The sequence below is a fragment of the Pseudomonas argentinensis genome, assembly GCF_001839655.2.
GTDB classification, from domain to species: Bacteria; Pseudomonadota; Gammaproteobacteria; order Pseudomonadales; family Pseudomonadaceae; genus Aquipseudomonas; species Aquipseudomonas argentinensis_B.
On the sequence record NZ_CP056087.1, the window covers coordinates 4,703,962 to 4,726,948 of the forward strand.

The following is a 22,987-nucleotide window of genomic DNA, read 5'->3' on the forward strand; positions in this document are numbered from 1 at the left end:
CTGCCAGTGAAAGCAGCCAATCAGTCACTTCTATCACATACCCAAATTTTTAAAGAACGATGTATCGACTGGTCAAAGACCAGAAATCAACATTCTCTCTGCCACCGGCAGGAATGCTCATTTCTGAACTCTCAACGTAACGACTGTAACCCGAAAGTGGTGGAGCCAAGCGGGATCGAACCGCTGACCTCCTGCGTGCAAGGCAGGCGCTCTCCCAGCTGAGCTATGGCCCCGTATCATCTGCACCTGAATTGGTAGGTCTGGGCAGATTTGAACTGCCGACCTCACCCTTATCAGGGGTGCGCTCTAACCAACTGAGCTACAGACCTATAACAGGGCGGCACCAAGCCGACCTCACCCTACTCTCTACAACAGCGTGGGGTGCGCTCCAACCAACTGAGCACCGGCCTAGGCAAGGCGTTACAGCATCGTCTTCTACAATGAATCAAGCAATTCGTGTGGGAGCTTATGAATAAGCTGCGATCTTCGATTAAGGAGGTGATCCAGCCGCAGGTTCCCCTACGGCTACCTTGTTACGACTTCACCCCAGTCATGAATCACACCGTGGTAACCGTCCTCCCGAAGGTTAGACTAGCTACTTCTGGTGCAACCCACTCCCATGGTGTGACGGGCGGTGTGTACAAGGCCCGGGAACGTATTCACCGTGACATTCTGATTCACGATTACTAGCGATTCCGACTTCACGCAGTCGAGTTGCAGACTGCGATCCGGACTACGATCGGTTTTATGGGATTAGCTCCACCTCGCGGCTTGGCAACCCTTTGTACCGACCATTGTAGCACGTGTGTAGCCCTGGCCGTAAGGGCCATGATGACTTGACGTCATCCCCACCTTCCTCCGGTTTGTCACCGGCAGTCTCCTTAGAGTTCCCACCCGAGGTGCTGGTAACTAAGGACAAGGGTTGCGCTCGTTACGGGACTTAACCCAACATCTCACGACACGAGCTGACGACAGCCATGCAGCACCTGTGTCTGAGTTCCCGAAGGCACCAATCCATCTCTGGAAAGTTCTCAGCATGTCAAGGCCAGGTAAGGTTCTTCGCGTTGCTTCGAATTAAACCACATGCTCCACCGCTTGTGCGGGCCCCCGTCAATTCATTTGAGTTTTAACCTTGCGGCCGTACTCCCCAGGCGGTCAACTTAATGCGTTAGCTGCGCCACTAAAATCTCAAGGATTCCAACGGCTAGTTGACATCGTTTACGGCGTGGACTACCAGGGTATCTAATCCTGTTTGCTCCCCACGCTTTCGCACCTCAGTGTCAGTATCAGTCCAGGTGGTCGCCTTCGCCACTGGTGTTCCTTCCTATATCTACGCATTTCACCGCTACACAGGAAATTCCACCACCCTCTACCGTACTCTAGCTTGCCAGTTTTGGATGCAGTTCCCAGGTTGAGCCCGGGGCTTTCACATCCAACTTAACAAACCACCTACGCGCGCTTTACGCCCAGTAATTCCGATTAACGCTTGCACCCTCTGTATTACCGCGGCTGCTGGCACAGAGTTAGCCGGTGCTTATTCTGTCGGTAACGTCAAAATTGCAGAGTATTAATCTACAACCCTTCCTCCCAACTTAAAGTGCTTTACAATCCGAAGACCTTCTTCACACACGCGGCATGGCTGGATCAGGCTTTCGCCCATTGTCCAATATTCCCCACTGCTGCCTCCCGTAGGAGTCTGGACCGTGTCTCAGTTCCAGTGTGACTGATCATCCTCTCAGACCAGTTACGGATCGTCGCCTTGGTGAGCCTTTACCCCACCAACTAGCTAATCCGACCTAGGCTCATCTATTAGCGCAAGGCCCGAAGGTCCCCTGCTTTCTCCCGTAGGACGTATGCGGTATTAGCGTTCCTTTCGAAACGTTGTCCCCCACTAATAGGCAGATTCCTAGGCATTACTCACCCGTCCGCCGCTGAATCAGGGAGCAAGCTCCCTTCAACCGCTCGACTTGCATGTGTTAGGCCTGCCGCCAGCGTTCAATCTGAGCCATGATCAAACTCTTCAGTTCAATACTGCTTGGGTTTTGAGAAAACCCTAAACTTGGCTCAGCAATCGCAAACCTCTCTATCGCTAGAGAGTTAACTCTCGAATTAACGAGTGTTTACTTGTGATGCTGATAATCTTGCGATCAGTCAGTCTTAACCCACAAGCACCCACACGAATTGCTTGATTCAGTTGTTAAAGAACGGTTGGCTGAGGCTTTCGTCTCAACCGAGGCGCGCATCTTACAGCACCCTCATTTGCTGTCAAGCTGTTTTTGAAGAACTTTTTCTTTCTTCTCAACACCTTGCAGCGCCCGACCAGATCATCTTCTCTCCAGCGGGAGGCGCATTCTACAGCGTTACAAACCGCTGTCAACACCCTCTTTTACCGCCTTCGATCAAACCTGATCGAACCATCAACAGCGCCACTCAAACCGCCCTGTCGATGCCGGCGCATTCTACTCGAATTCGCCGCCCGTGCAACCTTTATTTTCATCTAACTCTTTGTATTCAAAGGAGTTTTCAGATCAGGCTGCGCCGGAAGTGGTGCGCATTATAGGCCCCCAGAAACTCAGGTCAACCCTTTATTTCATTTTGGCTGAACTTTCCCCCCTGCCCCGACCATCCGCGGGATTCTGCGCATAAGCGCAGGGATACGCAGCAATAGAAGCACGGCGCCGACACCTGCATAGATAGCCCATTCCTTCAGATCCGCCCGGACGATCCACAGCATATGCAGCAATCCCAGCGGCAGGACCAGGTAGATAAGGCGATGCAGCTTCTTCCAGGATTTGCCCAGGCGGCGCTGGCTGTAGCGATTGGAGGTCACGGCCAGCAGCAGCAAGCCGAACAGCGCGATGGCACCAACGATAATGTACGGGCGCTTGCGCAGCTCGACGGCCAGCTGTGACCACTCCAGCCCTAGAATGAATACTCCATAAGCGGCCAGGTGCAGAAACCCGTAGGCAAAACACCACAGGCCGAGCTGGCGGCGCACCGCCATCCAGCCCGACCAACCGCTGAGCTTCTGCAAAGGGGTCATGCTCAGGGTGATCAGCAGGAGGATGAGCGCGCCCAGCCCCAGCCGCTCGACCAAAACCTTGCCGGGATCCGGCCCCAGCGCGAAGGACCAGGCCTGGTACAGCCAGTACAACGGCCATACCGCGACAAGCACGAAAACGCCAAGACGCCAGAACGGATGCCGCATCAATAGTTCTTCCGCAGATCGAGGTTGCTATAAAGGCTGGCGACCTCATCGGCGTAGCCGTTGAACATCTGGGTCTCGCGCACGTTGGGGCTGAACAGCCCGCTGGGCAGACGCCGTTCGCGCGCCTGGCTCCAGCGGGGGTGGTCGACGGTCGGGTTCACGTTGGCATAGAAGCCGTACTCCTGCGCGGCGATGTTCTGCCAGGTCGTTTGCGGTTGCTCACTCACCAGACTGATGCGCACGATCGACTTGATGCTCTTGAAGCCATATTTCCAGGGCACCACCAGTCGCAATGGCGCGCCATTCTGATTGGGCAGTTCACGGCCATACATACCGACGGCCAGAATGGCCAATGGATGCATGGCTTCATCCAGACGCAGCCCCTCTACATAAGGCCAGTCGATCAGGCCGAAGCTGGAGCGCTGACCTGGCATGCTCTCGGGATCCTTGAGGGTTTCGAAACGGATGTACTTGGCCGCCGAAGTCGGCTCCACCTTATTGAGCAGGGCCGAGATGGGAAAACCGATCCATGGGATCACCATCGACCAGGCCTCGACACAGCGCAACCGGTAGATGCGTTCTTCCAACTGGTAGGGCTTGAGGAAATCTTCCAGGGCGTAGCGGCCCGGCTTGCCGACTTCACCGTCGATCACCACCGACCAGGGCTCGGTCTTCAGGCTGCCTGCGTTCGCGGCGGGATCGGATTTGTCGGCGCCGAACTCATAGAAGTTGTTGTAGTGGGTGGCGTCGTGGAAGGGCGTGATCGCCTCGTCCTTGACGGTGACCGCATTCCATTGGGTATCCGCGATGCGTTGGGCCAACCAGGCCGGTGCCTTGCTGGGTTCGACGTCGGCATAGCGCTCGCCCGCGGCAGATTGCGCCCAGGCTGGCACGCTGCTCAGTGCCACCCCGGCTGCGGCAGCCGACATGAAGGTGCGGCGGGAGAGATAGATGGATTCGGGGGTAACATCCGATTCGTTGCATTCGGACGACTGACGCAGCTTGATCAGCATGGTGACTCCGCAGTATCGGGACAGGCCTGCCCAATAGACTACGGAGTCTGCAGGAAATTACATCACTCCACTGGCTTGCGACGACGCAGGCGCAGCAGATATTGAATCGGGCCGGAAGCGGCATAGGCCAGGAAAATCAACAGCAGGATGCGCGGCGGATCGCTGAACACCACGGCGAACACCAGCACCACCGCCAGAATCGCCACGAAGGGCACACGGCCTTTCAGATCCAGGTTCTTGAAGCTGTTGTACTTGATGTTGCTGACCATCAGCATGCCGGCAGCAGCCACCAGGACGGCGACCACGAACGACATGTTCGAGCCCTGGATACCGAAGTCGCTGAAGGCCCATACGGTACCGGCCACCACGCCAGCAGCTGCCGGGCTGGCCAGGCCGATGAAGTAGCGCTTGTCGACGCTGCCGATCTGGGTATTGAAGCGCGCCAGGCGCAATGCAGCGCCCGCTACATAGATGAAGGCGACCATCCAGCCGACCTTGCCCATGCTGCCCAGTGCCCACTCGAACGCCAGGAGCGCCGGCGCCACGCCGAAGGCGACCATGTCGGACAGCGAGTCGTACTCGGCGCCAAAGGCGCTCTGGGTGTTGGTCAGGCGTGCAACGCGCCCATCCAGGCCGTCCAGCACCATGGCCACGAACACCGTGGCAGCCGCCACGTAGAAGTTGCCGTTCATGGCATTGATGATGGAATAGAAGCCGGCGAACAGGTTCGCGGTGGTGAACAGATTGGGCAGCAGGTAGATGCCGCGATGGCGCACCTTGCGCCCCTCGTCGTCATGCCCTTCCTCAATATGCTCGTCGATGGGCAGTAAGCTGTCATCGTCCCGGGACGACTTGGGCTCTTGCGGACGCTCGCTCATGAACAACACCTTGCATCGGATTTGAATTTTCGACCGAGCCGCCGGAAAAGCGTTCGCCTTAACGGCGGCCTGGATACCCGGGCTTTATACCAGAAGCCCGCCGTCGGCTCTTCCAAAAGTACCTGCGCTCGGCGCTGCGGCACAAAAATCGGTTCGGCAAGCCGCTTGCAGCTAACGCGCTTTAGCGCGGCCCGAAGGGCGAGCGAAGCGGGTACTGCCCATTTACCGATCGCAAATTGAGCGCCCTTCCCGCCTTTTACCTTGCCTGACCTCGGCTCGGACTTTTCGTACAGCACCTGAAACGAAAAAACGCGGCCATGGCCGCGTTTTTTCAGAGATCGGATCGACTCAGTTCTTGGCTTTGTCGACAATCTTGTTGGCAGCGATCCACGGCATCATGGAGCGCAGTTGCTCACCGATCACTTCGATACCGTGAGCTGCGTTGTTACGACGCTTGGCGGTCATCGACGGGTAACCGGTGGCGCCTTCGCTGATGAACATCTTGGCGTATTCGCCGTCCTGGATGCGCTTGAGTGCATTGCGCATGGCCTGGCGGGATTCGGCGTTGATGACTTCCGGGCCGGTCACATACTCGCCGTATTCGGCGTTGTTGGAGATCGAGTAGTTCATGTTGGCGATACCGCCTTCGTACATGAGGTCGACGATCAGCTTCAGTTCGTGCAGGCACTCGAAGTAGGCCATTTCCGGCGCGTAGCCCGCTTCGACCAGGGTTTCGAAGCCGGCCTTGACCAGCTCGACGGTGCCGCCACAGAGAACGGCCTGCTCGCCGAACAGGTCGGTTTCGGTCTCGTCCTTGAAGGTGGTTTCGATGATGCCGGTACGGCCACCGCCAACGCCCGAGGCGTAGGACAGGGCGACGTTCTTGGCATTGCCGGAAGCGTCCTGGTAAACGGCGATCAGGTCAGGAATGCCGCCGCCTTTGACGAACTCGGTGCGCACGGTGTGACCCGGGGCCTTTGGCGCGATCATGATCACGTCGAGGTCGGCACGCGGAACCACCTGGTTGTAGTGGATCGAGAAGCCATGGGAGAACGCCAGCGTAGCGCCCTGCTTGATGTTCGGCTCGATCTCGTTCTTGTACAGAGCGCCCTGGAATTCGTCCGGGGTCAGGATCATCACCAGGTCGGCAGCGGCGACGGCGGAGGCCACATCGGCCACTTTCAGGCCATGGGCCTCGGCCTTGGCAACGGTAGCGGAGCCTTTACGCAGACCGACGGTGACGTCGACGCCGGAATCCTTCAGGTTGCACGCTTGCGCGTGGCCCTGGGAGCCGTAGCCGATGATGGCCACTTTCTTGCCCTGGATGATCGAGAGGTCACAGTCTTTGTCGTAATAAACTTTCATGTTCTTGGCTCTTGTATAGCGAAAGGGATGAGGTGCCGAGCACCGCTACGGGAGTTACCTTAAGTGATCCATACCATTGCGTAAAATGATATATTCGCAACACAGCATGCCAATTTATGAAATATAAATGGACAGCCACGCCCTCAGCCTCTTTCTCTCCCTCGCCGACAACCTGCATTTCGGCAAGACCAGTCGCGAGCAGCACGTCAGCCCATCCGCGCTGAGCCGCAGCATCAAGCAACTCGAGGATGAAGTCGGTGCGCCACTGTTCGTGCGCGACAACCGCTCGGTGCGCCTGACCCGCGAGGGTCAACGGTTTCGCGAATACGCCAGCGACGTCATGAACGGCTGGCAGGCCATCCGCCAAACCTTCAAGCAGGATCAACTGATTCTGCACGGTGAGCTGTCGCTGTACTGCTCGGTGACGGCGAGCTACAGCTTTCTGTACGAGATACTCAGCAGTTTCCGCCAGGACTACCCGCGCATCGAAATGAAGCTGCACACCGGCGACCCGGCCAAGGCCGTGGAGCGGGTGCAGCAGGGATTGGAAGACCTGGCCATTGGCGCCCGCCCGGACAGCCTGCCAGCCGGCGTCGAATTCCAGTCGATCACCCGCTCGGCGCTGCGCTTTATCGGCCCGCAATCGCCGCAGTTGCTCGGCGAGGAACAGCTGAAGAATCCCGGCGCCGACACTTGGCAGGACGTCCCGCTGATTCTCTCCGAAGAAGGCCTGGCGCGCACCCGCACCGACCGCTGGCTGAAGCACCACAACATCAAGCCGCGCATCTACGCCCAGGTCAGTGGCAACGAGGCCATCGTCAGCATGGTCAGCCTCGGCTTCGGCATCGGCGTGGTGCCGCAGATCGTGCTGGACAACAGCCTGCTGGCCGCACGCATCCGCCTCTACGACATCCAGCCGCCGCTGACCGACTACGACATTGGCCTGTTCGCCCTGCACAAGCGCCTCAAGGACCCGCTGATCGCCGCCTTCTGGAACCGCCAGTAACAGGCATGAAAAACCCCGCACTTGGCGGGGTTCTCTATTTCAGCCCTGCGATCAGATGCTCAGCACCTTGTCGCCGCGAGCGATACCGGTGACACCGCTGCGTACGGTCTCCAGGATCAGCGCGGTGCCGATGGCCTGAATGAAGCTGTCCAGCTTGTCGCTGGTACCGGCCAGCTGGATGGTGTACACGCTCGGCGTCACATCGACGATCTGCCCACGGAAGATGTCGGTGGTGCGCTTGACCTCGGCACGCTGGGCACCGGTGGCCTTGACCTTGACCAGCATCAGCTCGCGCTCGATGTGGGCGTTCTCCGAGAGGTCCACCAGCTTGACCACCTCGATCAGCTTGTTGAGGTTCTTGGTGATCTGCTCGATGGTGTCGTCATGACCGATGGTGGTCAGCGTCAGACGCGACAGGGTCGGGTCTTCGGTCGGCGCCACGGTCAGGCTTTCGATGTTGTAGTTGCGCTGAGAGAACAGGCCGACCACACGCGACAGGGCTCCCGGTTCGTTTTCCAGCAGCAGGGAAATGATATGACGCATGTCAGGTACGCTCCGTCTTGCTCAGCCACATGTCGCGCATCGCGCCACCCCGAATCTGCATTGGGTAGACGTGCTCGCTGGTATCCACGGCGATATCGAGGAACACCAGACGGTCCTTGATCGCGAACGCCTCTTCCATCTTCGCCTTGAGGTCCTTGAGGTCGGTGATGCGCATGCCCACGTGCCCGTAGGACTCGGCCAGCTTGACGAAATCGGGCAGCGATTCCATGTAGGAGTGCGAGTATCGGCTGCTGTACTGCATGTCCTGCCACTGGCGAACCATGCCCAGCGCGCCATTGTTGAGGTTGATGATCTTCACCGGCAGGTCGTACTGCAGGCAGGTCGACAGCTCCTGGATGTTCATCTGGATGCTGCCTTCGCCGGTCACGCAGGCGACATCGGCGTCCGGGAAGTTCAGCTTGACGCCCATGGCGGCCGGGAAGCCGAAGCCCATGGTGCCCAGGCCACCGGAGTTGATCCAGCGGTTGGGCTTGTTGAAGCGATAGTACTGGGCCGCGAACATCTGGTGCTGACCCACGTCGGAGCTGACGTAGGCCTCGCCCCTGGTGACTTCGCACAGCGTCTCGATCACGGTCTGCGGCTTGATGATCGAACCGTCGCCCTCGTTATAGGGGAACAGGCGACCATTGCCGCGCCACTCGTCGATCTGCTTCCACCAGGTGGTTTGGGAATCCTTGTCCGGCGCCTGCTCGATTTCCTTGAGGGCGGCGACCATCTCGGTCAGCACGCTGTCCACCGGGCCGACGATAGGAATGTCGGCCTTGACGGTCTTGGAGATCGACGCCGGGTCGATGTCGATATGGATGATCTTGGCGTTCGGGCAGAACTTGGCAGCGGTCTCGCCATTGATGACCCGGTCATCGAAGCGCGCACCAACGGCGAGGATCACGTCGGCGTGGTGCATCGCCAGGTTGGCAGTGTAGCTGCCGTGCATGCCGAGCATGCCGACGAACTGACGGTCGCCGCCCGGGTAGGCGCCCAGACCCATCAGGGTATTGGTGACCGGCACGTTCAGGGCGCGGGCCAGCTCGGTCAGTTGCGCCGAAGCGCCGCCGAGGATCACGCCGCCACCGGAATAGATGATCGGCCGCTTGGCTGCAACGAGCATTTCCGCCGCCTTGCGAATCTGCCCCGAGTGCCCACGGGCAGCCGGGCTGTAGGAGCGCAGCTTGACCTTCTTCGGGTAGCTGTATTCGAACTTCTGGGTCGGATCGCCCATGTCCTTGGGGATATCGACGACCACCGGGCCCGGACGCCCCGATTCGGCCAGGTAGAAGGCCTTCTTGATCACTTCGGGGATTTCCGAAGGATGCTTGATGATGAAGCTGTGCTTCACGATCGGACGGGAGATGCCGACCATGTCGACTTCCTGGAAGGCATCGGTGCCGACCACGGTGCTGGCCACCTGACCGGAGATGATCACCATCGGGATCGAATCCATGTAGGCGGTGGCGATGCCGGTCACGGCGTTGGTCGCGCCCGGGCCGGAGGTCACCAGCACCACGCCGGCCTTGCCGGTGGCACGGGCATAGCCGTCCGCCATGTGGGTGGCCGCCTGCTCGTGACGAACCAGGATATGGGTCACTTCCGGCTCTTTGAACAGGGCATCATAGATGTGCAGGAGGGCACCACCCGGATACCCATAGATGTACTTAACGCCTTCGTCACGCAACGAGCGGACGACCATTTCAGCGCCGGATAAAAGCTCCACGTTGTTCACCTCTATTACGCCAGAAAACCGCCCTTTTGCAGGGCCGGCCCGAGTAGGTTTACTGCCAGCAGAGCATGAGCGACTGTGGTCGCCGACTACGTCAGCTACAACTGAGCAAGTACTGGGACTGCCCCAGATCTGTTGCGGGGCTTTCCCACCCAGCGCGAGGTAACGCGTTGCGGGTGTAACGAAAGGTCGGCGCGGGTAGCGCCTCATGTCTACTGAGCTGAAGCCAGCTTGCGGCTGGCCCCACTACAGCGAGCAACCGATTGTTGATATTCGCTGGCGGCAAGTCAAGCGACGCGTGACGGAATAGGCAATATCCGGCGACAAGGCCGTTCCCCCTGGCATGCAGCGCCGATGTGAAACAGACCCGCCTGCGCCGAGTGCCGATTGGTTATAGTGACAGCCTGCGTTGCAACTTCCGGTTGCCAGCACTTCAATCCGCCGATGGACCATGCATAAGGAACCTCCATGCGCCGCACGATTCTCACCAGCAGCCTGCTGCTCGCCCTGAGTGCGAGCGCCATGGCCGGGCAGATCTACAAATGGGTCGATGCCCAGGGCGTTACCCATTTCGGTGAGCAGCCGCCCCAGGGCCAGCAATCCACCACGGTCAATCCCTCGGCTGCGCCGCCACCCTCCACTACCCCTGAAGCGAAACCGGCGCCGACCTTCGAGGCCATCGCCGACCCCGAGCAGGCCGCCGCCGATGCCAAGGTGAAGAAGGAAGTGGCCGCCCAGGAAGCCGAGCGCAGGAAATATTGCGACATCCAGCGCAACAACCTGGCGCAGCTGGAGAACAACCCGCGGGTGCGTGTGGAAGAAGGTGGGGAAATGCGTCGCCTGGGTGAAGACGAGCGCCAGAAGCGCATCGCCGACAGCAAGCAGGCGATCAAGGAGAACTGCCAGTAGTGGCAGCAGACGCGGGCCGTTAACGGCCCGCAGCGATCAGCCGGTCGAAATCACCCAGCGCCTTGAGCAGCGCCGCGGCTTCGTGGCTGTCGGCACCATAGACCTGCTCGGCCATGGGCAGGATGCCGGACACCGCCGGCAGCTCGGCGCCCGCCTCGATGATGGCCTTCATGCGCGGCAGGAAGATCCACTGCAGCCACTGGGAAAAATCCAGGGTATCCACACAGAACGGCTGCTCACTGGACAGCGCCTCCACGCTAGGCGCCGAAGCTTCCCACAGGCCCTGCACCCGCAATGCCCGCTCGACCAGCAGCAGCTGGTCGGCGATCAGGGCCACCGAGGTGGCACTCACAGGTTGACCCGAGCCCGCTCGCGGGCCTGGGCTGCGCCGGCGGCGTCGCCCTGCTGCTCACGGGACTTGGCGATCAGATCCCACAGGCTGGCCTGCAGGGCCGGCCGACCATTGGCGTAGCTCAGGCCGCGGCGCGCGAACTGTTCGGCCTGGGCGGCATCACCCTGGGCCAGGCGCACTTCAGCCAGGCGGTACAGCACCTGCGGCTCACGGGGGGCAATACGCTGGGCCCGCTCCAGGCTGGAAGCGGCGCCATTGAGATCGCCACCGGTCTGCTGTTGCTGGGCGCTGGTCAGCAGCGCCAATACCGGGCCATCGAGCTGCTCGTCTGCGGCCAGGCCACCGCCGCCATTGCCACTGGGAATGCCACTGGGCGTCGAAGGTTGCGACGGTGCCGAAGTGCCGTAGCTCGGCGAACCCAGGGGCTCGCTGCTCAGCGGCGGTTCGTCGAAGGTCAGACCGCCGCTGTTGGCAGGTGCACCTGCCGGCGCCGCGTAGGTGTCGATCGGTGCGGACGGCGCACCGCCACCCGGCACCATCACCACCACGCCGGAATCCTCGGGCATGGACTGGGGCTGCTGCGCCTGTGCAGGGGCATTGTTGTAACCACCGCCAGGGCGGTCGTCCTGCTCGTAGGCCGAACTACCGGAATCCACAACCGGGATGGAACCACGCGGAACGCTGGCACAACCACCCAGAACCACCGAGGCGGTCAAAACGGGAATCAACCACTTGCTCACGGCAAACCTCTCTTATTCCAACCAGCCTTTCACCCAGTCCATCACCGAGTCGACGGGCGCCTGAATACCACAACCTGCACCCGGAGCCGGCTCGCTGCCGCGAATATACGGCATCTGCACGGCACCCGGACAATTCTGCGCCGAGCCCTGCCCGGTCGCTGCATCCACCCAGGCCATCACCACGTTATCGGGCATCGGCATGTCCAGCGGCAGCGGGTCGGCACGGCGCATGAAGCCCGTCCAGGCCTGCAGCGCACCGGTCGCGCCGGTGAACGGCGTAGGCCCGTTATCGTCACGGCCCATCCACACCACGGTCAGCAGATCCTGACTGAACCCGGCGAACCAGCTGTCACGCGAGTCGTTACTGGTGCCGGTCTTGCCTGCCAGGGTCAGCGAACCGGGCAACTGGTTGTAGACCGAACGGCCGGTGCCTTCACGCATGGTGCGCTGCATGGCGTTCTGCAGCAGGTAGATGGCGCCGGCGTCGAAACGTTGTTGAATCTGGTACGGATAACGCTTGAGCGGCTCGCCCTCGGCGGTCAGCACGCTGCGGATACCACGCAGCGGAGTGTTGAAGCCGCCACTGGCGATGGTCTGGTACATGCCGGTGACCTCCATCGGCGTCAGTGCACCGGCGCCCAGCAACATCGACGGATAGGCCGGCCACTGGCGCGACACGCCCAGGCGCTCGAGGGTTTTGAGCACATTCGGCACGCCCAGTTCCAGGCCCAGCTTGGCGGTGGACAGGTTGTAGGAATGCGCCAGCCCCTGGTACAGGTAAATGCTGCCATGGGCCTTGCGGTCGTAGTTCTGCGGCTTCCACACCTGGCCGTCCTGGCCCTTCACCGAGAAGGGTTCGTCCTGTACCCGGGTGGTCAGGGTGTACTGGCTCGGACGCTCCAGCGCCGTGAGGTAGATGGCCGGTTTGATCAGCGAGCCGATCGGGCGCACGGCGTCCAGCGCACGGTTGAAGCCGGCGAAGCGTGGCTGACGGCTGCCGATCAGGGCCTGGATCTCGCCGGTTTCCGGGTTGGTCACCACCATGCCGGCCTCGACCTCGTCGGAGCCCTTGCGGCCAGCCTGGCGCTTGAAGGTTTCCGCCAGCGCTTCCTCGGCCTTGAGCTGCAGGATCGGGTCGAAGCTGGTGAAGATGCGCAGGCCTTCTTCGGTCAAGTCCTCGTCACGGTAGTCCTGGCGCAACTGGCGCTTGACCAGATCCAGGAAGGCCGGGAACGAGCCGTTGGCCATGCTGCCACGCTGGGTCACGCCCAGTGGGCGGGCCTTGGCGGCGGCGGCCTCTTCCGGCGACACCACGCCCTGCTCGGCCAGCAGGTCGAGGATCATGTTGCGGCGGTTCAGTGCCCGCTCCGGATTGCGGCGCGGGTTGTAGTAGGTGGGGCCCTTGACCATGCCGACCAGCAGGGCCACCTGATCGAGCTTGAGCTCGGACAGTGGCTGGCTGAAGAAGTACTGGCTGGCCAGACCGAAGCCATGCACCGCACGCTGGCCGTCCTGACCGAGGAACACCTCGTTGAGGTAGGCCTCGAGGATTTCACGCTTGTCGTAATGCAGCTCCAGCAGCACCGCCATCATCGCTTCGGTGATCTTGCGGGTCAGGCTGCGTTCGTTGGTCAGGTAGAAGTTCTTCACCAGCTGCTGGGTCAGGGTACTGCCGCCCTGGCGCAACTGGCCGGCAGAGGCGTTGATCCACACGGCGCGGGCGATGCCCTTGGGCGAGACACCGAAGTGGTCGAAGAAATCGCGATCCTCGACCGCTACCAGGGTTTCCACCAGGTAGGCCGGCACCTGATCGAGCTTGATCAGCACCCGGTCTTCCTGGTGCGCGGGGTACAAACCACCGATCAGCATCGGCTCGAGCCGGGCCACGGCCAGGTCCTTGCCATCGGCCTTGGTCAGCGAGGCGACATAGTCCCCGGAGAAGCGCACGTTGACCTGCTGGGCCTGCTCGGCGCTTTCATAGAACTGGAAGCCACGCGAATGCAGGGACACGCTGTTGCCGGAAACCGCTACGGCGCCGGGACCATTGGCCACGCTCTCGCGACGATAGCCGAGGGCGTCCATCTCCTTGAGCAGGTCGTCCTTGGCCAGCTTCTGGCCGACAAACAGCTCCAGCGGCCTGGCATAGACCTTGGCCGGAACGGTCCAGCGCTTGCCGGAGAACTTCTCCTGGACGATGGCATCGAGGTAAACCGCAAAACCGGCGAACAGCACCAGGCCTACCAAGCCAAGCTTTACAGCCCAGCCCAGCAAGGGGCGCATGCCACGGGGGCGGCGTTTGGAACGGGAGCGGGAAGATCGGGTACGAGTCATGGCGCGGCATTATACGCACTTTGCGAAGCGCCGGCAGCGACCACCAGCGGTTTGCAGTGCGCCGGCGAGGGGCCATAATGCGCGCCTGTTCCCACTTCTGAATGCCAAGGATCGTCCGTGAGCCAAGCCCTGATTACCGCCTTGCAGAACCCGGCCCTTTATCCGCACCCGGTAGACGGTTTCAGGGTCATCGAGACCCATATTTCCTGGGTCGTGCTGACCGGGCCCTATGCGTACAAGATCAAGAAACCGGTGGACTTCGGCTTTCTCGACTTCACCTCGCTGGCCGCGCGCAAGCATTTCTGCGAGGAGGAGCTGCGCCTCAACCAGCGCCTGACCGAGGATTTGTATCTGCAGGTGTTGCCGATCGGCGGCAGCCCCGAGGCGCCGCAGATCGGCAGCGACGCCGCGGTGTTCGAATACGCGCTGAAGATGCGCCAGTTCCCCCAGGAGCAATTGCTGGCCCAGGTGCAGGCCCGCGGCGAACTCAATGAAGGGCATATCGACGCCCTGGCCAAGCAGATCGCCGACTTCCACCGCGACACCCCCGTGGTCGCGGCCGACCATGCGCTGTGCAACGCCACCGCCATCGTCGCCCCGCTGCGGCAGAACTTCGAGCAGATCCGCCCGATGCTCAGCGACCAGGCCGACCTGCAGCAGCTCGATGCCCTGCAAGCCTGGACCGAAACCAGCCTGGAGCGCCTGTGGCCCGATCTGGAAGCACGGGCCCGTGATGGGTTCATCCGCGAGTGCCATGGCGACATTCACCTGGGCAACGCAACCTTGCTGGACGGTCGCGCCACGCTGTTCGACTGCATCGAATTCAACGAGCCCTTCCGCTTCACCGATATCGCCCTGGACACCGCCTTCCTGGTCATGGACCTGGAGGACCGCGGTCTCAAATGCCTGGCGCGCCGCCTGCTCAACCGCTGGCTGGAACACACCGGCGATTACGGCTCGCTCAAGCTGTTCAACCTCTACAAGACGCACCGCGCCCTGGTTCGTGCCAAGGTCGCGCTGTTCCGCCTCGGCCAGGAGCAGGATGCCGTGCAGCGCGCGGTGATCCTGCGCCAATACCGCGCCTACGCCACCCTGGCCGAGAGCTACAGCGCCATCCCCGCGCGCCTGCTGGCGATCACCCGCGGCGTGTCCGCGGTCGGCAAGAGCCAGGTCGCGCTGCGCCTGGTGGAGGCCCTGGGGGCGATTCGCATCCGCTCCGACGTCGAGCGCAAGCGCCTGCTGGGCCAGCAGACCGGCGCCGAGGTGAATGCCGGCATCTACAGCCAGGACGCCAGCGACGCGGTCTACCAGCGCCTGAACGCCCTGGCCGATCTGGCGTTGCACGCCGGCTACCCGGTGGTGCTGGACGCCACCTTCCTCAAGCGCCCGCAGCGCCAGGCCGCCCAGCGTGTCGCCGACGAAACCGGCGTGCCCTTCCTGATCATCGACTGCCATGCGCCGGACGCGGTGCTCGCCAGCTGGCTGCAGCAGCGTCAGCAGCAAGGCAGCGACCCATCCGACGCGACCCTGGCGGTAATCGAGGCGCAACGCGCCGGCCAGGATCCGCTGGAGGAAGCCGAGCTGCCCTACTGCAAGCGGGTGGACACCCCGGACGCCGCGAGTCTGGCCGAGCTGGTCAGCGCGGTACGCCAGCGTTTCCCCAGCCTCTGACGGCCGGCCAGCGGCGCGGCAAAGCTCTTCTATACTGGCAGTAAGCCTCCCCCGGACGACTGCCACCATGAGCCAACCGCGCCAGCTGGACACCCCGCTCTATCGACTGCTGCACAATGACGACGTCGCTGCCTTCAACCAGCAGCGGCCCCAGGGCGAACCCATCGACCTGCGCGGCGGCGACTTTCGCGGGCTAGACCTGCGCAGCCTGGATGCCGAGGGCATCGACTTCACCGACGCCTATTTTCGCGGCGCCGACCTGCGCGGCGTGGACTTTCGCAGCGCCCAGCTCGAGGGCGCCAGCATCGCCCATGCGCAGATATCGGGCGCCTATTTCCCGGTCGAGCTCAGCGCGGACGAAATCCTCATGTCGATGAACTTCGGTACTCGCCTGCGCTATCGCACCCACCCCAATCACCGGTAGCAGCCTGTAACGCGACGCCCCGCCAGCGCCGCCAGTCAGCACTACACTGTCTGACGGAGGCCACGGGCATCGCTGCACCAGCGGCAGCAGGAGGAGATGGCGTGAACGACGAACTGCAGACCCTCAAGAACCTCGGCAAAACCTCGTCGCAGTGGCTGCACGCGGTGGGCATCCACAGTGCCAGCGATTTGCGCAGGCACGGTGCCGTCGAGGCCTATCGAGCGGTACGGGCCCGCGGGTTCAGGGCATCCAAGGTACTGCTCTACTCCATCGAAGGTGCGCTGCTCGACGTCCACTGGAGCGAGCTCCCGCAGACGCGCAAGGAGAGCCTGAACCTGCAACTGGAGGCCGCCGCCAACGCTGGCTGAGTCCGGCGCTTGATCGCCGCCTCGCCAGCGGCGCCGTGGGCCAGGCAAGCGCCGGAACAGGCGCTGGTTCACAAGCCCCGACGAGACCGATTTACCTGGAGCGCGGCGAGTACTATCGTTTCAGGGATTTTCGTGCGCATCCAGCATGAGCAGCCCAAGGAACCACCATGTATCTACTCGGGGAACAACCGGCCTACGCCGACCAACTGATCAGCCGCTTGCAGAGCATCCCCGGGAAACTACTCGACGGGCTCGACCCCTGCGGTGAGCCACTGCAGATCGAGCGCAGCGAAAACCTGGCGGGCGACCTGCCCAGCAACCAGCTGTTCATCATCGACAACGGCCTGCTGCACGCGCTGGTCGACGAACGCCCGCTGTTCTACCTGCAGGAAGGCGATCTGGTCGGGCTGCGCCAGGGCATCGACCTGCCGAGCTGCCGCTACACCAGCGACGAGCCGCTGACCCTGATCCCCTACTCGCGCAGCGACGTGTTCAAGCACATCTATGCCAGCGAACCGCGCCAGGAGCTGTTCATCCAGTACCTGGTGGGGCATACCGCACTGCTGTCCGATGCCCTGGCGCGCATCAAGCAGCCCGAGATCCGCCCTTCCACCGGCTTCAAGCATTTCGCCAAGGGCGATGCGCTGATCAACCAGGGCGACGAGGCCGACCACGTGTTCATCATCATCGACGGCCACGCCGAGGCGTTCGTCGATGGCGTGAAGGTCGGCGACGTGCAGAAGGACGAAATCTTCGGCGCCATGGCCGTGTTCACCCACGAGAAGCGCAGCGCCACGGTGCTGGCCAGCCAGGCCTGTACGGTGATGGTGATTCCCAAGGACCAGTTCCTCAGCCTGATGGAAAGCAACCCGCGCATCGCCCACAGCCTGGTGGAGAGCATGGCCAGGCGCATCGACCTGCTCAACAAGGAAATCACCGGTCTGCGCCAGCCTGGCTGACAGGACGCAGTGTCACCGAGAACCCGGCCCCGTGCCGGGTTCTGCGTTTCAGGAGGCCGCAAATTGCTATGGCGACGATCGGTGAAAATAATTTCCAATCGCTGGTTGACTATGTAATGAGAATTGCTATTATTTGCATCAGCTGATCGCGAGATCGGTCGATAAGCTCAAGAGCCCTAGGTCGGACTCTTCAGGTTATCTCCTCATCAGGCTAATCACGGTTATTGACCCGGCACTTTGCCGGGTCTTTTTTTGCACTGGTGAAAAGTGCGGCACCTCGCTCACTCCATCGAGCGGCGTCATGGCCAGCTGAGCCTCAGCCGCTCGGGTGGCCAGCGCGACGCTCCGCCCAGCGAGTGAAGCGTGAGGCCCCCGCTGCCAGCACGCCGCAGCTGAAGATGACCAGGGCCATGGGTACGGCGCTGCCATCATGCAGCATCCCGACCATGGAGGCCGCGCTCGCCGCGATGGTGAACTGCAGGCTACCCATCAGCGCCGATGCGCTGCCGGCGTGGCGCCCCTGGCCGGCCATCGCGCACGCAGAGGTGTTGGGCAGCAGAATGCCCAGCGAGGCGATGCAGCCGAACAACGGCACCATCAACGGCCACAGGGCCCGTGGCCCTGCCCACGCCAGCACCAGCAGCCCGGTTCCACAAGCCAGATAGAACCAGACGATGCGCCTGGCCCAGTAGGCGGGTCCGTGCCGTGACACCAGCCAGGCATTGACCTGGGCGGCAAGAATGAAGCCGGCGGCATTGGTGCCGAACAGCCAGCCATAGTGCTCGGCCGGTACACCGTAGAGTTCGATGAACACGAAGGGCGAGCCGGCGATGTAGGCGAACATGCCGGCAATCGCCAGGCCGCCGGTCAGGGCATGGCCGATGAAAGGCAGATCGCTGAACAGGCGCCGGTACTCCCTCAGGGCGCCGCTCAAGGGCGGCGGCTGAATGGCCGGATTCAGGGTTTCCGGCAGCCACCGGGCGAGAGCGAACAGGCAGGCGGCGCTGAACAGCGTCAGGCAGACGAAGATCGACGGCCAGCCGAACAGGTTCAGCAGCAAGCCGCCGCCTACGGGCGCGAGAATCGGCGCCAGGCCCATCACCAGCATCAGTTGCGAGAACACCTTGGCAGAACTGATCGGGTCGCACAGGTCGCGTACCACGGCGCGGGAGATCACCATGCCGGCGCAGCCACCCAGGGCCTGGACGAAACGGGCAGCGATCAGCCATTCCAGGCTCGGCGCCACGGCGCAGGCCAGGGACGCCAGGGTAAACAGCGAGACCCCGACCAGCAGCGGCATGCGCCGGCCGAAGCGGTCGGCCAGGGGCCCGTAGACCAGTTGCCCGATGGCCAGGCCGGCGAAATAGGAGGCCAGCGAAAGCTGTACGTGTTCGGTGTCGGTAGCGAACGCCAGCGCCAGCGCGGGAAAGCTGGGCAGGTAGAAATCGATGGCCAGGGGGCCGAAGGCGCTGAGGGCGCCGAGGATCAGTAGCAGGCGAAGCGGCATTGGCAGGATACTCGACAGGTGTCCCCCGCGGGCGGGAACGAGGGTGAGGCCTTGAAAGAAGTGGGCGCTGCCAATTACATACAAGTTCGTCTGTAAAACAAACATCCACTATGAAAAATAATTACACTCGCAGCTTCCTGAACCGATCGATCCCTGTCGTATGCGCCGAACCAAAGAACAAGCGGAACAGACCCGCACCTCCATCCTGGCATCTGCCGAGATCCTGTTTCTGGAGAAAGGGGTTGCCCATACCAGCCTTGAGCACATCGCCAAGCACGCCGGCGTGACCCGCGGCGCGGTGTACTGGCACTTCCAGAACAAGGCCCACCTGTTCCACGACATGCTCAGCCAGGTCCGCCTGCCGCCCGAGCAACTGGCCAGCCGGCTGCTCGAAGACGCCCAGGGGAACGGCCTGCAATCACTGCACACGCTGTGCGTGGAGGGGATCGCCGGGATCGCCGAGGACGAGCAGAAGCGGCGAATCTTCACCATCCTGCTGCACCGCTGCGAATTCACCGAGGAACTGCGCGAGGCCGAAGAACGCCACGAGGCGTTCATCAACCAGTTCATCGCCCTGTGCGAGACGATTTTCGCTCAGCCAGCCACCCAGTCACGCTTGCGCCCCGGTATGACCCCGCGCCTGGCCGCCCGTACCCTGCACGCGCTGATCGTCGGCATGCTCAGCGACTGGCTGCGCGACAACAGCCTGTTCGACCCGAAGCATGACGGGCCGGTCATGATCGACGGCCTGTTCCGCGGCCTGATCAGTGACTGGTCTTAGCCGCCGGCACGGCCTCGGCCTTGTAACCCTCGTTGATAATCGCCTCGAGCACCTGATCCACCGGGTGGGTGGTCTGCACCTTCACCTCACCCGCCGTTAGATCGACCTGCACCTGCGCCGAGGCATCGATCGCCTGTACGGCCCCGGTGATCGCCCGTTCGCAATGCGCACACGTCATGCCGTCCACCTTGAATACCTGCATCGTCATCTCCTCTGCCCATGGGCATCGATTGGGGTGTGGGTGAGTATCGAGCTTGCCAGCGGGGCAAGGTCAACAGGGTGCTTGTTGAACCCGCGAACCTCAGCCAAGCTCAGATCACTCAACCTTCCTATGGTCTGACCATGACGCGCCTGCTGTTCTCACTGTTTCTCGCCCTGCCCTTGCCGGCGCTTGCCCAGGTGCTGCCGTCGCACACCACCCTGGGCGATGGCTACGCCGTGCTGATCATTTCCCGTGAACGCCTGGAGGTGGCCTCGCCGTGCGAGTTCGGCGTGTACCTGCAGGATCAGCTCGCCGCCCGCCTGTTCCAGGGGCAGTCGGTATCGTTCAACCTGCCGCCCGGCGACGTATCGGTTCGCCTGGGCATGATCGGCACGGAGAGCTGCCAGGCCGGTATCACGCCCCTCGACAGCCAGCGCTTGAGCCTGACTGCCGGCGAGATCCGCCGCTACCGCATCGGCCTGAGCCCTTCCGGGCCCTACCTGACCCCCGCGCCCTCCAGCCAGTGATCCCGATAGAGCGCCCCGGGGCTTGACCTTGCCCATGTGGCAAGGTTGATCCTGTGGGCGTCTGACTGGAATCACGGAGACAAGCATGCCCACTTTCGATCTACCGATCAGCGGCATGACCTGCGCCAGCTGCGCCGGCAGGGTCGAACGCGCCCTGCGCGGCGTGGTGCAGGTCAGCGACGCCCACGTCAACCTGGCCAGCGAGCAGGCCCGGGTGCAGGCGCCTGCCGAGCAACTGCCGGCGCTGGTGGCCGCGGTGCAGAAGGCCGGTTATGAAGTGCCGGGGCAACCCCTGGCCCTGGCCATCGCCGGCATGACCTGCGCCAGCTGCGTGGGCCGCGTCGAGCGCGCCCTGGGCAGACAGCCCGGGGTGCTCTCGGTCAGCGTCAATCTGGCGACGGAGCGCGCCCGGCTGCAGGTGCTGCCCGGTACCGACACCCAGACCCTGCTAGAGGCGGTCGAGGCGGCGGGCTACTCGGCCAGCCCTGTGGCAGCCACTGCCGTGCAGGATGAGAGCCCTCTGGCTACCGAGCGCTGGCGCCTGGCGCTGGCCTTGCTGCTGGCAGCCCCACTGGTGCTGCCGATGCTGCTGGCCCCCTTTGGCGTGCACCTGATGCTGCCGGCCTGGGCGCAGTTCCTGCTGGCCACCCCGGTGCAGTTCGTGCTCGGCGCGCGCTTCTACCGCGCGGCCTGGCGGGCGCTGCGCAGCGGCGCCGGCAATATGGACCAATTGGTCGCCCTGGGTACCAGCGCCGGTTATGGTCTGAGCCTCTACCAATGGGCAATCACCCCGGCCGGGCACACGCCGCACCTGTACTTCGAGGCCTCGGCGGTGATCATCGCCCTGATCCTGCTCGGCAAGTACCTGGAGAGCCGCGCCAAGCGCCAGACCACCGGCGCCATTCGCGCCTTGCAGGCGCTGCGCCCCGAGCAAGCGACGCGCTTGCACGAGGGTGTCGAACGGCAGGTGGCGGTCAACGCGCTGAACATCGGCGATCGGATCGTGGTCAGGCCCGGCGAGCGCTTCACGGTCGACGGCAAGGTGCTGGAAGGCAGCAGTCACGCCGACGAGGCGCTGATCAGCGGCGAGAGCCTGCCCCAGGCCAAGGCACCGGGTGATCGGGTGACCGCCGGGGCGATCAATGGCGAAGGCCGCCTGCTGATCGAGACCACGGCCCTGGGTGCGGAAACCGTGCTGTCGCGCATCATCCGCCTGGTCGAGGATGCCCAGGCAGCCAAGGCGCCGATCCAGAAACTGGTGGACCGGGTCAGCCAGGTGTTCGTGCCGGTGGTGTTGCTGATCGCCCTGCTGACCCTGATCACCTGGCTGGCCCTGGGTGCCGGTATCGAGCAGGCACTGCTCAACGCCGTGGCCGTACTGGTGATCGCCTGCCCCTGTGCCCTCGGCCTAGCCACGCCCACGGCGATCATGGCCGGTACCGGCGTGGCCGCCCGGCACGGCATCCTGATCAAGGATGCCGAAGCCCTGGAAGTCGCCCACGGCGTCCGCGTGGTGGCCTTCGACAAGACCGGCACCCTGACCTCCGGCACACCACGGATCGTCCATCTGCACAGCGTCGAGATCGCTGATCGCGAAGCGCTGCGCCTGGCCGGCACGCTGCAGCAAGGCAGCGAGCATCCCCTGGCCAAGGCAGTGCTGCTGGGCTGCCAGGAGGCCGGCCTGGCCCTGGCCCCGCTCGGCGCCAGCCAGGCCCTGGCCGGTCGCGGCATCGCCGGGCAGGTGGAGGGGCGCACCCTGCAGCTCGGCAATCGTCGTCTACTGGCAGAAAGCGGCGCCGCCGAACCCGCCGAGCTGGCCGCGGCAGCCCGCAACTGGGAGGCCGAGGGCCGCACCCTGTCCTGGTTGATCGAACCGGGCGAAATGCCCCGGGTGCTGGCACTGTTCGCCTTTGGCGACACCCTGAAGGATGGCGCCCGCGCAGCCATTGCCGCCCTCGCGGCGCGGCAGATCGACAGCCATCTGATCAGTGGCGACAATCCGGGCAGCGCGCAGGCCGTCGCCCGCCACCTGGCCATCCACTCGGTGCATGCCCAGGTGCTGCCGGCGGACAAGGCGCGTATCGTCAGCGAGCTGAAAGAACAGGGCGTGGTGGCCATGGTCGGCGACGGCATCAACGACGCCCCGGCCCTGGCCGCAGCGGATGTCGGCATCGCCATGGGCGGCGGTACCGACGTGGCCATGCAGGCGGCGGGTATCACGCTGATGCGCGGCGACCCGCGGCTGGTGCCCGCAGCCCTGGATATCGCCCGGCGTACCTACGCGAAGATCCGCCAGAACCTGTTCTGGGCGTTCATCTACAACCTGGTGGGTATTCCCCTGGCGGCCTCTGGGCTGCTCGACCCGATACTCGCCGGCGCCGCCATGGCGCTGTCGAGCGTCAGCGTGGTGAGCAACGCCCTGCTGCTGAAAACCTGGCGCCCCTGCCATTTCGAGGAATAACGCG

20 protein-coding genes, 2 tRNA genes and 1 rRNA gene are annotated in these 22,987 nt (G+C 62.9%); 9 read left to right on the top strand and 14 right to left on the bottom strand.

Annotation, left to right across the window (positions count from 1 at the left end; all coding sequences use genetic code 11):
• Positions 1-157: 157 nt before the first annotated feature.
• The 7 genes from SA190iCDA_RS21285 to ilvC all read right to left on the bottom strand — a co-directional run bounded on the left by SA190iCDA_RS21285 (position 158) and on the right by ilvC (position 6,464).
• Positions 158-233: transfer RNA gene (locus tag SA190iCDA_RS21285), tRNA-Ala, on the bottom strand.
• A 19-nt stretch (positions 234-252) separates the two neighbouring features.
• Positions 253-329, bottom strand: a tRNA-Ile gene (locus tag SA190iCDA_RS21290).
• Between the two features lie 162 nt (positions 330-491).
• A 16S ribosomal RNA gene (locus SA190iCDA_RS21295) occupies positions 492-2,027 on the bottom strand.
• A gap of 563 nt (positions 2,028-2,590) precedes the next feature.
• Positions 2,591-3,208 (bottom strand): protein-methionine-sulfoxide reductase heme-binding subunit MsrQ, encoded by a 618-nt coding sequence (gene msrQ, locus SA190iCDA_RS21300; protein WP_070887310.1) that lies wholly within the window; start codon positions 3,206-3,208, stop codon positions 2,591-2,593.
• On the bottom strand, positions 3,208-4,221 hold the full coding sequence (gene msrP, locus SA190iCDA_RS21305; protein WP_070887309.1) for a protein-methionine-sulfoxide reductase catalytic subunit MsrP: 1,014 nt from the start codon (positions 4,219-4,221) through the stop codon (positions 3,208-3,210). The genes msrQ and msrP overlap by 1 nt, the downstream gene beginning before the upstream one ends.
• A 62-nt stretch (positions 4,222-4,283) precedes the next feature.
• Positions 4,284-5,099: a CDP-diacylglycerol--serine O-phosphatidyltransferase gene (gene pssA / locus SA190iCDA_RS21310; RefSeq protein WP_070887308.1), complete on the bottom strand. Its 816-nt coding sequence runs from the start codon at positions 5,097-5,099 to the stop codon at positions 4,284-4,286.
• Between the two features lie 348 nt (positions 5,100-5,447).
• Positions 5,448-6,464, bottom strand: coding sequence for a ketol-acid reductoisomerase (ilvC, locus tag SA190iCDA_RS21315; RefSeq protein ID WP_070887307.1), 1,017 nt, complete (start codon positions 6,462-6,464; stop codon positions 5,448-5,450).
• 127 nt (positions 6,465-6,591) lie between these two features.
• On the opposite strand from ilvC, the gene ilvY reads away from it, so the two are divergent.
• Positions 6,592-7,470: an HTH-type transcriptional activator IlvY gene (gene ilvY, locus SA190iCDA_RS21320; protein WP_070887306.1), complete on the top strand. Its 879-nt coding sequence runs from the start codon at positions 6,592-6,594 to the stop codon at positions 7,468-7,470.
• Between the two features lie 51 nt (positions 7,471-7,521).
• On the opposite strand, the gene ilvN is transcribed toward ilvY, so the two are convergent.
• Both ilvN and SA190iCDA_RS21330 read right to left on the bottom strand, forming a co-directional pair.
• On the bottom strand, positions 7,522-8,013 hold the full coding sequence (gene ilvN / locus SA190iCDA_RS21325; protein ID WP_013789972.1) for an acetolactate synthase small subunit: 492 nt from the start codon (positions 8,011-8,013) through the stop codon (positions 7,522-7,524).
• Between the two features lies 1 nt (position 8,014).
• Positions 8,015-9,745 (bottom strand): acetolactate synthase 3 large subunit, encoded by a 1,731-nt coding sequence (locus tag SA190iCDA_RS21330; protein WP_070887316.1) that lies wholly within the window; start codon positions 9,743-9,745, stop codon positions 8,015-8,017.
• A gap of 474 nt (positions 9,746-10,219) precedes the next feature.
• On the opposite strand from SA190iCDA_RS21330, the gene SA190iCDA_RS21335 reads away from it, so the two are divergent.
• Positions 10,220-10,660 (top strand): DUF4124 domain-containing protein, encoded by a 441-nt coding sequence (locus SA190iCDA_RS21335; RefSeq protein ID WP_070887305.1) that lies wholly within the window; start codon positions 10,220-10,222, stop codon positions 10,658-10,660.
• A gap of 19 nt (positions 10,661-10,679) precedes the next feature.
• Here the strand turns inward: SA190iCDA_RS21335 and SA190iCDA_RS21340 are convergent, their stop codons facing one another.
• Genes SA190iCDA_RS21340 through mrcB form a run of 3 tightly spaced genes read right to left on the bottom strand, consistent with a single transcriptional unit; the run spans position 10,680 to position 14,083 of the window.
• Complete coding sequence (locus tag SA190iCDA_RS21340) at positions 10,680-11,012, bottom strand: YqcC family protein (RefSeq protein WP_070887304.1); 333 nt, start codon at positions 11,010-11,012, stop codon at positions 10,680-10,682.
• A complete protein-coding gene (locus SA190iCDA_RS21345; protein WP_083329876.1) occupies positions 11,009-11,752 on the bottom strand; it encodes a tetratricopeptide repeat protein in 744 nt (247 codons plus the stop codon). The genes SA190iCDA_RS21340 and SA190iCDA_RS21345 overlap by 4 nt, the downstream gene beginning before the upstream one ends.
• Positions 11,753-11,764: 12 nt before the next feature.
• Entirely contained in the window at positions 11,765-14,083 is a 2,319-nt protein-coding gene (mrcB, locus tag SA190iCDA_RS21350) for a penicillin-binding protein 1B (RefSeq protein ID WP_139159540.1), read from the bottom strand.
• A gap of 117 nt (positions 14,084-14,200) precedes the next feature.
• Between mrcB and SA190iCDA_RS21355 the strand changes: the two genes are divergently transcribed.
• The 4 genes from SA190iCDA_RS21355 to SA190iCDA_RS21370 all read left to right on the top strand — a co-directional run bounded on the left by SA190iCDA_RS21355 (position 14,201) and on the right by SA190iCDA_RS21370 (position 17,505).
• Positions 14,201-15,754: an AAA family ATPase gene (locus SA190iCDA_RS21355; RefSeq protein ID WP_070887301.1), complete on the top strand. Its 1,554-nt coding sequence runs from the start codon at positions 14,201-14,203 to the stop codon at positions 15,752-15,754.
• Between the two features lie 67 nt (positions 15,755-15,821).
• Positions 15,822-16,178, top strand: coding sequence for a pentapeptide repeat-containing protein (locus SA190iCDA_RS21360; protein ID WP_070887300.1), 357 nt, complete (start codon positions 15,822-15,824; stop codon positions 16,176-16,178).
• A gap of 101 nt (positions 16,179-16,279) precedes the next feature.
• Positions 16,280-16,546: a TfoX/Sxy family protein gene (locus SA190iCDA_RS21365; protein WP_070887299.1), complete on the top strand. Its 267-nt coding sequence runs from the start codon at positions 16,280-16,282 to the stop codon at positions 16,544-16,546.
• Positions 16,547-16,713: 167 nt separating this feature from the next.
• Positions 16,714-17,505: a Crp/Fnr family transcriptional regulator gene (locus SA190iCDA_RS21370; protein WP_070887298.1), complete on the top strand. Its 792-nt coding sequence runs from the start codon at positions 16,714-16,716 to the stop codon at positions 17,503-17,505.
• A gap of 316 nt (positions 17,506-17,821) precedes the next feature.
• Here the strand turns inward: SA190iCDA_RS21370 and SA190iCDA_RS21375 are convergent, their stop codons facing one another.
• A complete protein-coding gene (locus tag SA190iCDA_RS21375; protein WP_070887297.1) occupies positions 17,822-19,012 on the bottom strand; it encodes a multidrug effflux MFS transporter in 1,191 nt (396 codons plus the stop codon).
• A gap of 160 nt (positions 19,013-19,172) precedes the next feature.
• Between SA190iCDA_RS21375 and SA190iCDA_RS21380 the strand changes: the two genes are divergently transcribed.
• Positions 19,173-19,793 carry a TetR family transcriptional regulator gene (locus tag SA190iCDA_RS21380; protein ID WP_070887296.1) on the top strand — a complete coding sequence of 207 codons (621 nt, stop codon included), beginning with the start codon at positions 19,173-19,175 and terminating at the stop codon, positions 19,791-19,793.
• Here SA190iCDA_RS21380 and SA190iCDA_RS21385 read toward each other — a convergent pair.
• Entirely contained in the window at positions 19,777-19,995 is a 219-nt protein-coding gene (locus tag SA190iCDA_RS21385) for a heavy-metal-associated domain-containing protein (RefSeq protein WP_070887295.1), read from the bottom strand. The two genes, SA190iCDA_RS21380 and SA190iCDA_RS21385, sit on opposite strands and share 17 nt — an antisense overlap.
• Positions 19,996-20,135: 140 nt before the next feature.
• On the opposite strand from SA190iCDA_RS21385, the gene SA190iCDA_RS21390 reads away from it, so the two are divergent.
• Complete coding sequence (locus tag SA190iCDA_RS21390) at positions 20,136-20,522, top strand: hypothetical protein (protein ID WP_070887294.1); 387 nt, start codon at positions 20,136-20,138, stop codon at positions 20,520-20,522.
• An 85-nt stretch (positions 20,523-20,607) separates the two neighbouring features.
• Entirely contained in the window at positions 20,608-22,983 is a 2,376-nt protein-coding gene (locus SA190iCDA_RS21395) for a heavy metal translocating P-type ATPase (RefSeq protein WP_070887293.1), read from the top strand.
• Positions 22,984-22,987: the final 4 nt, after the last annotated feature.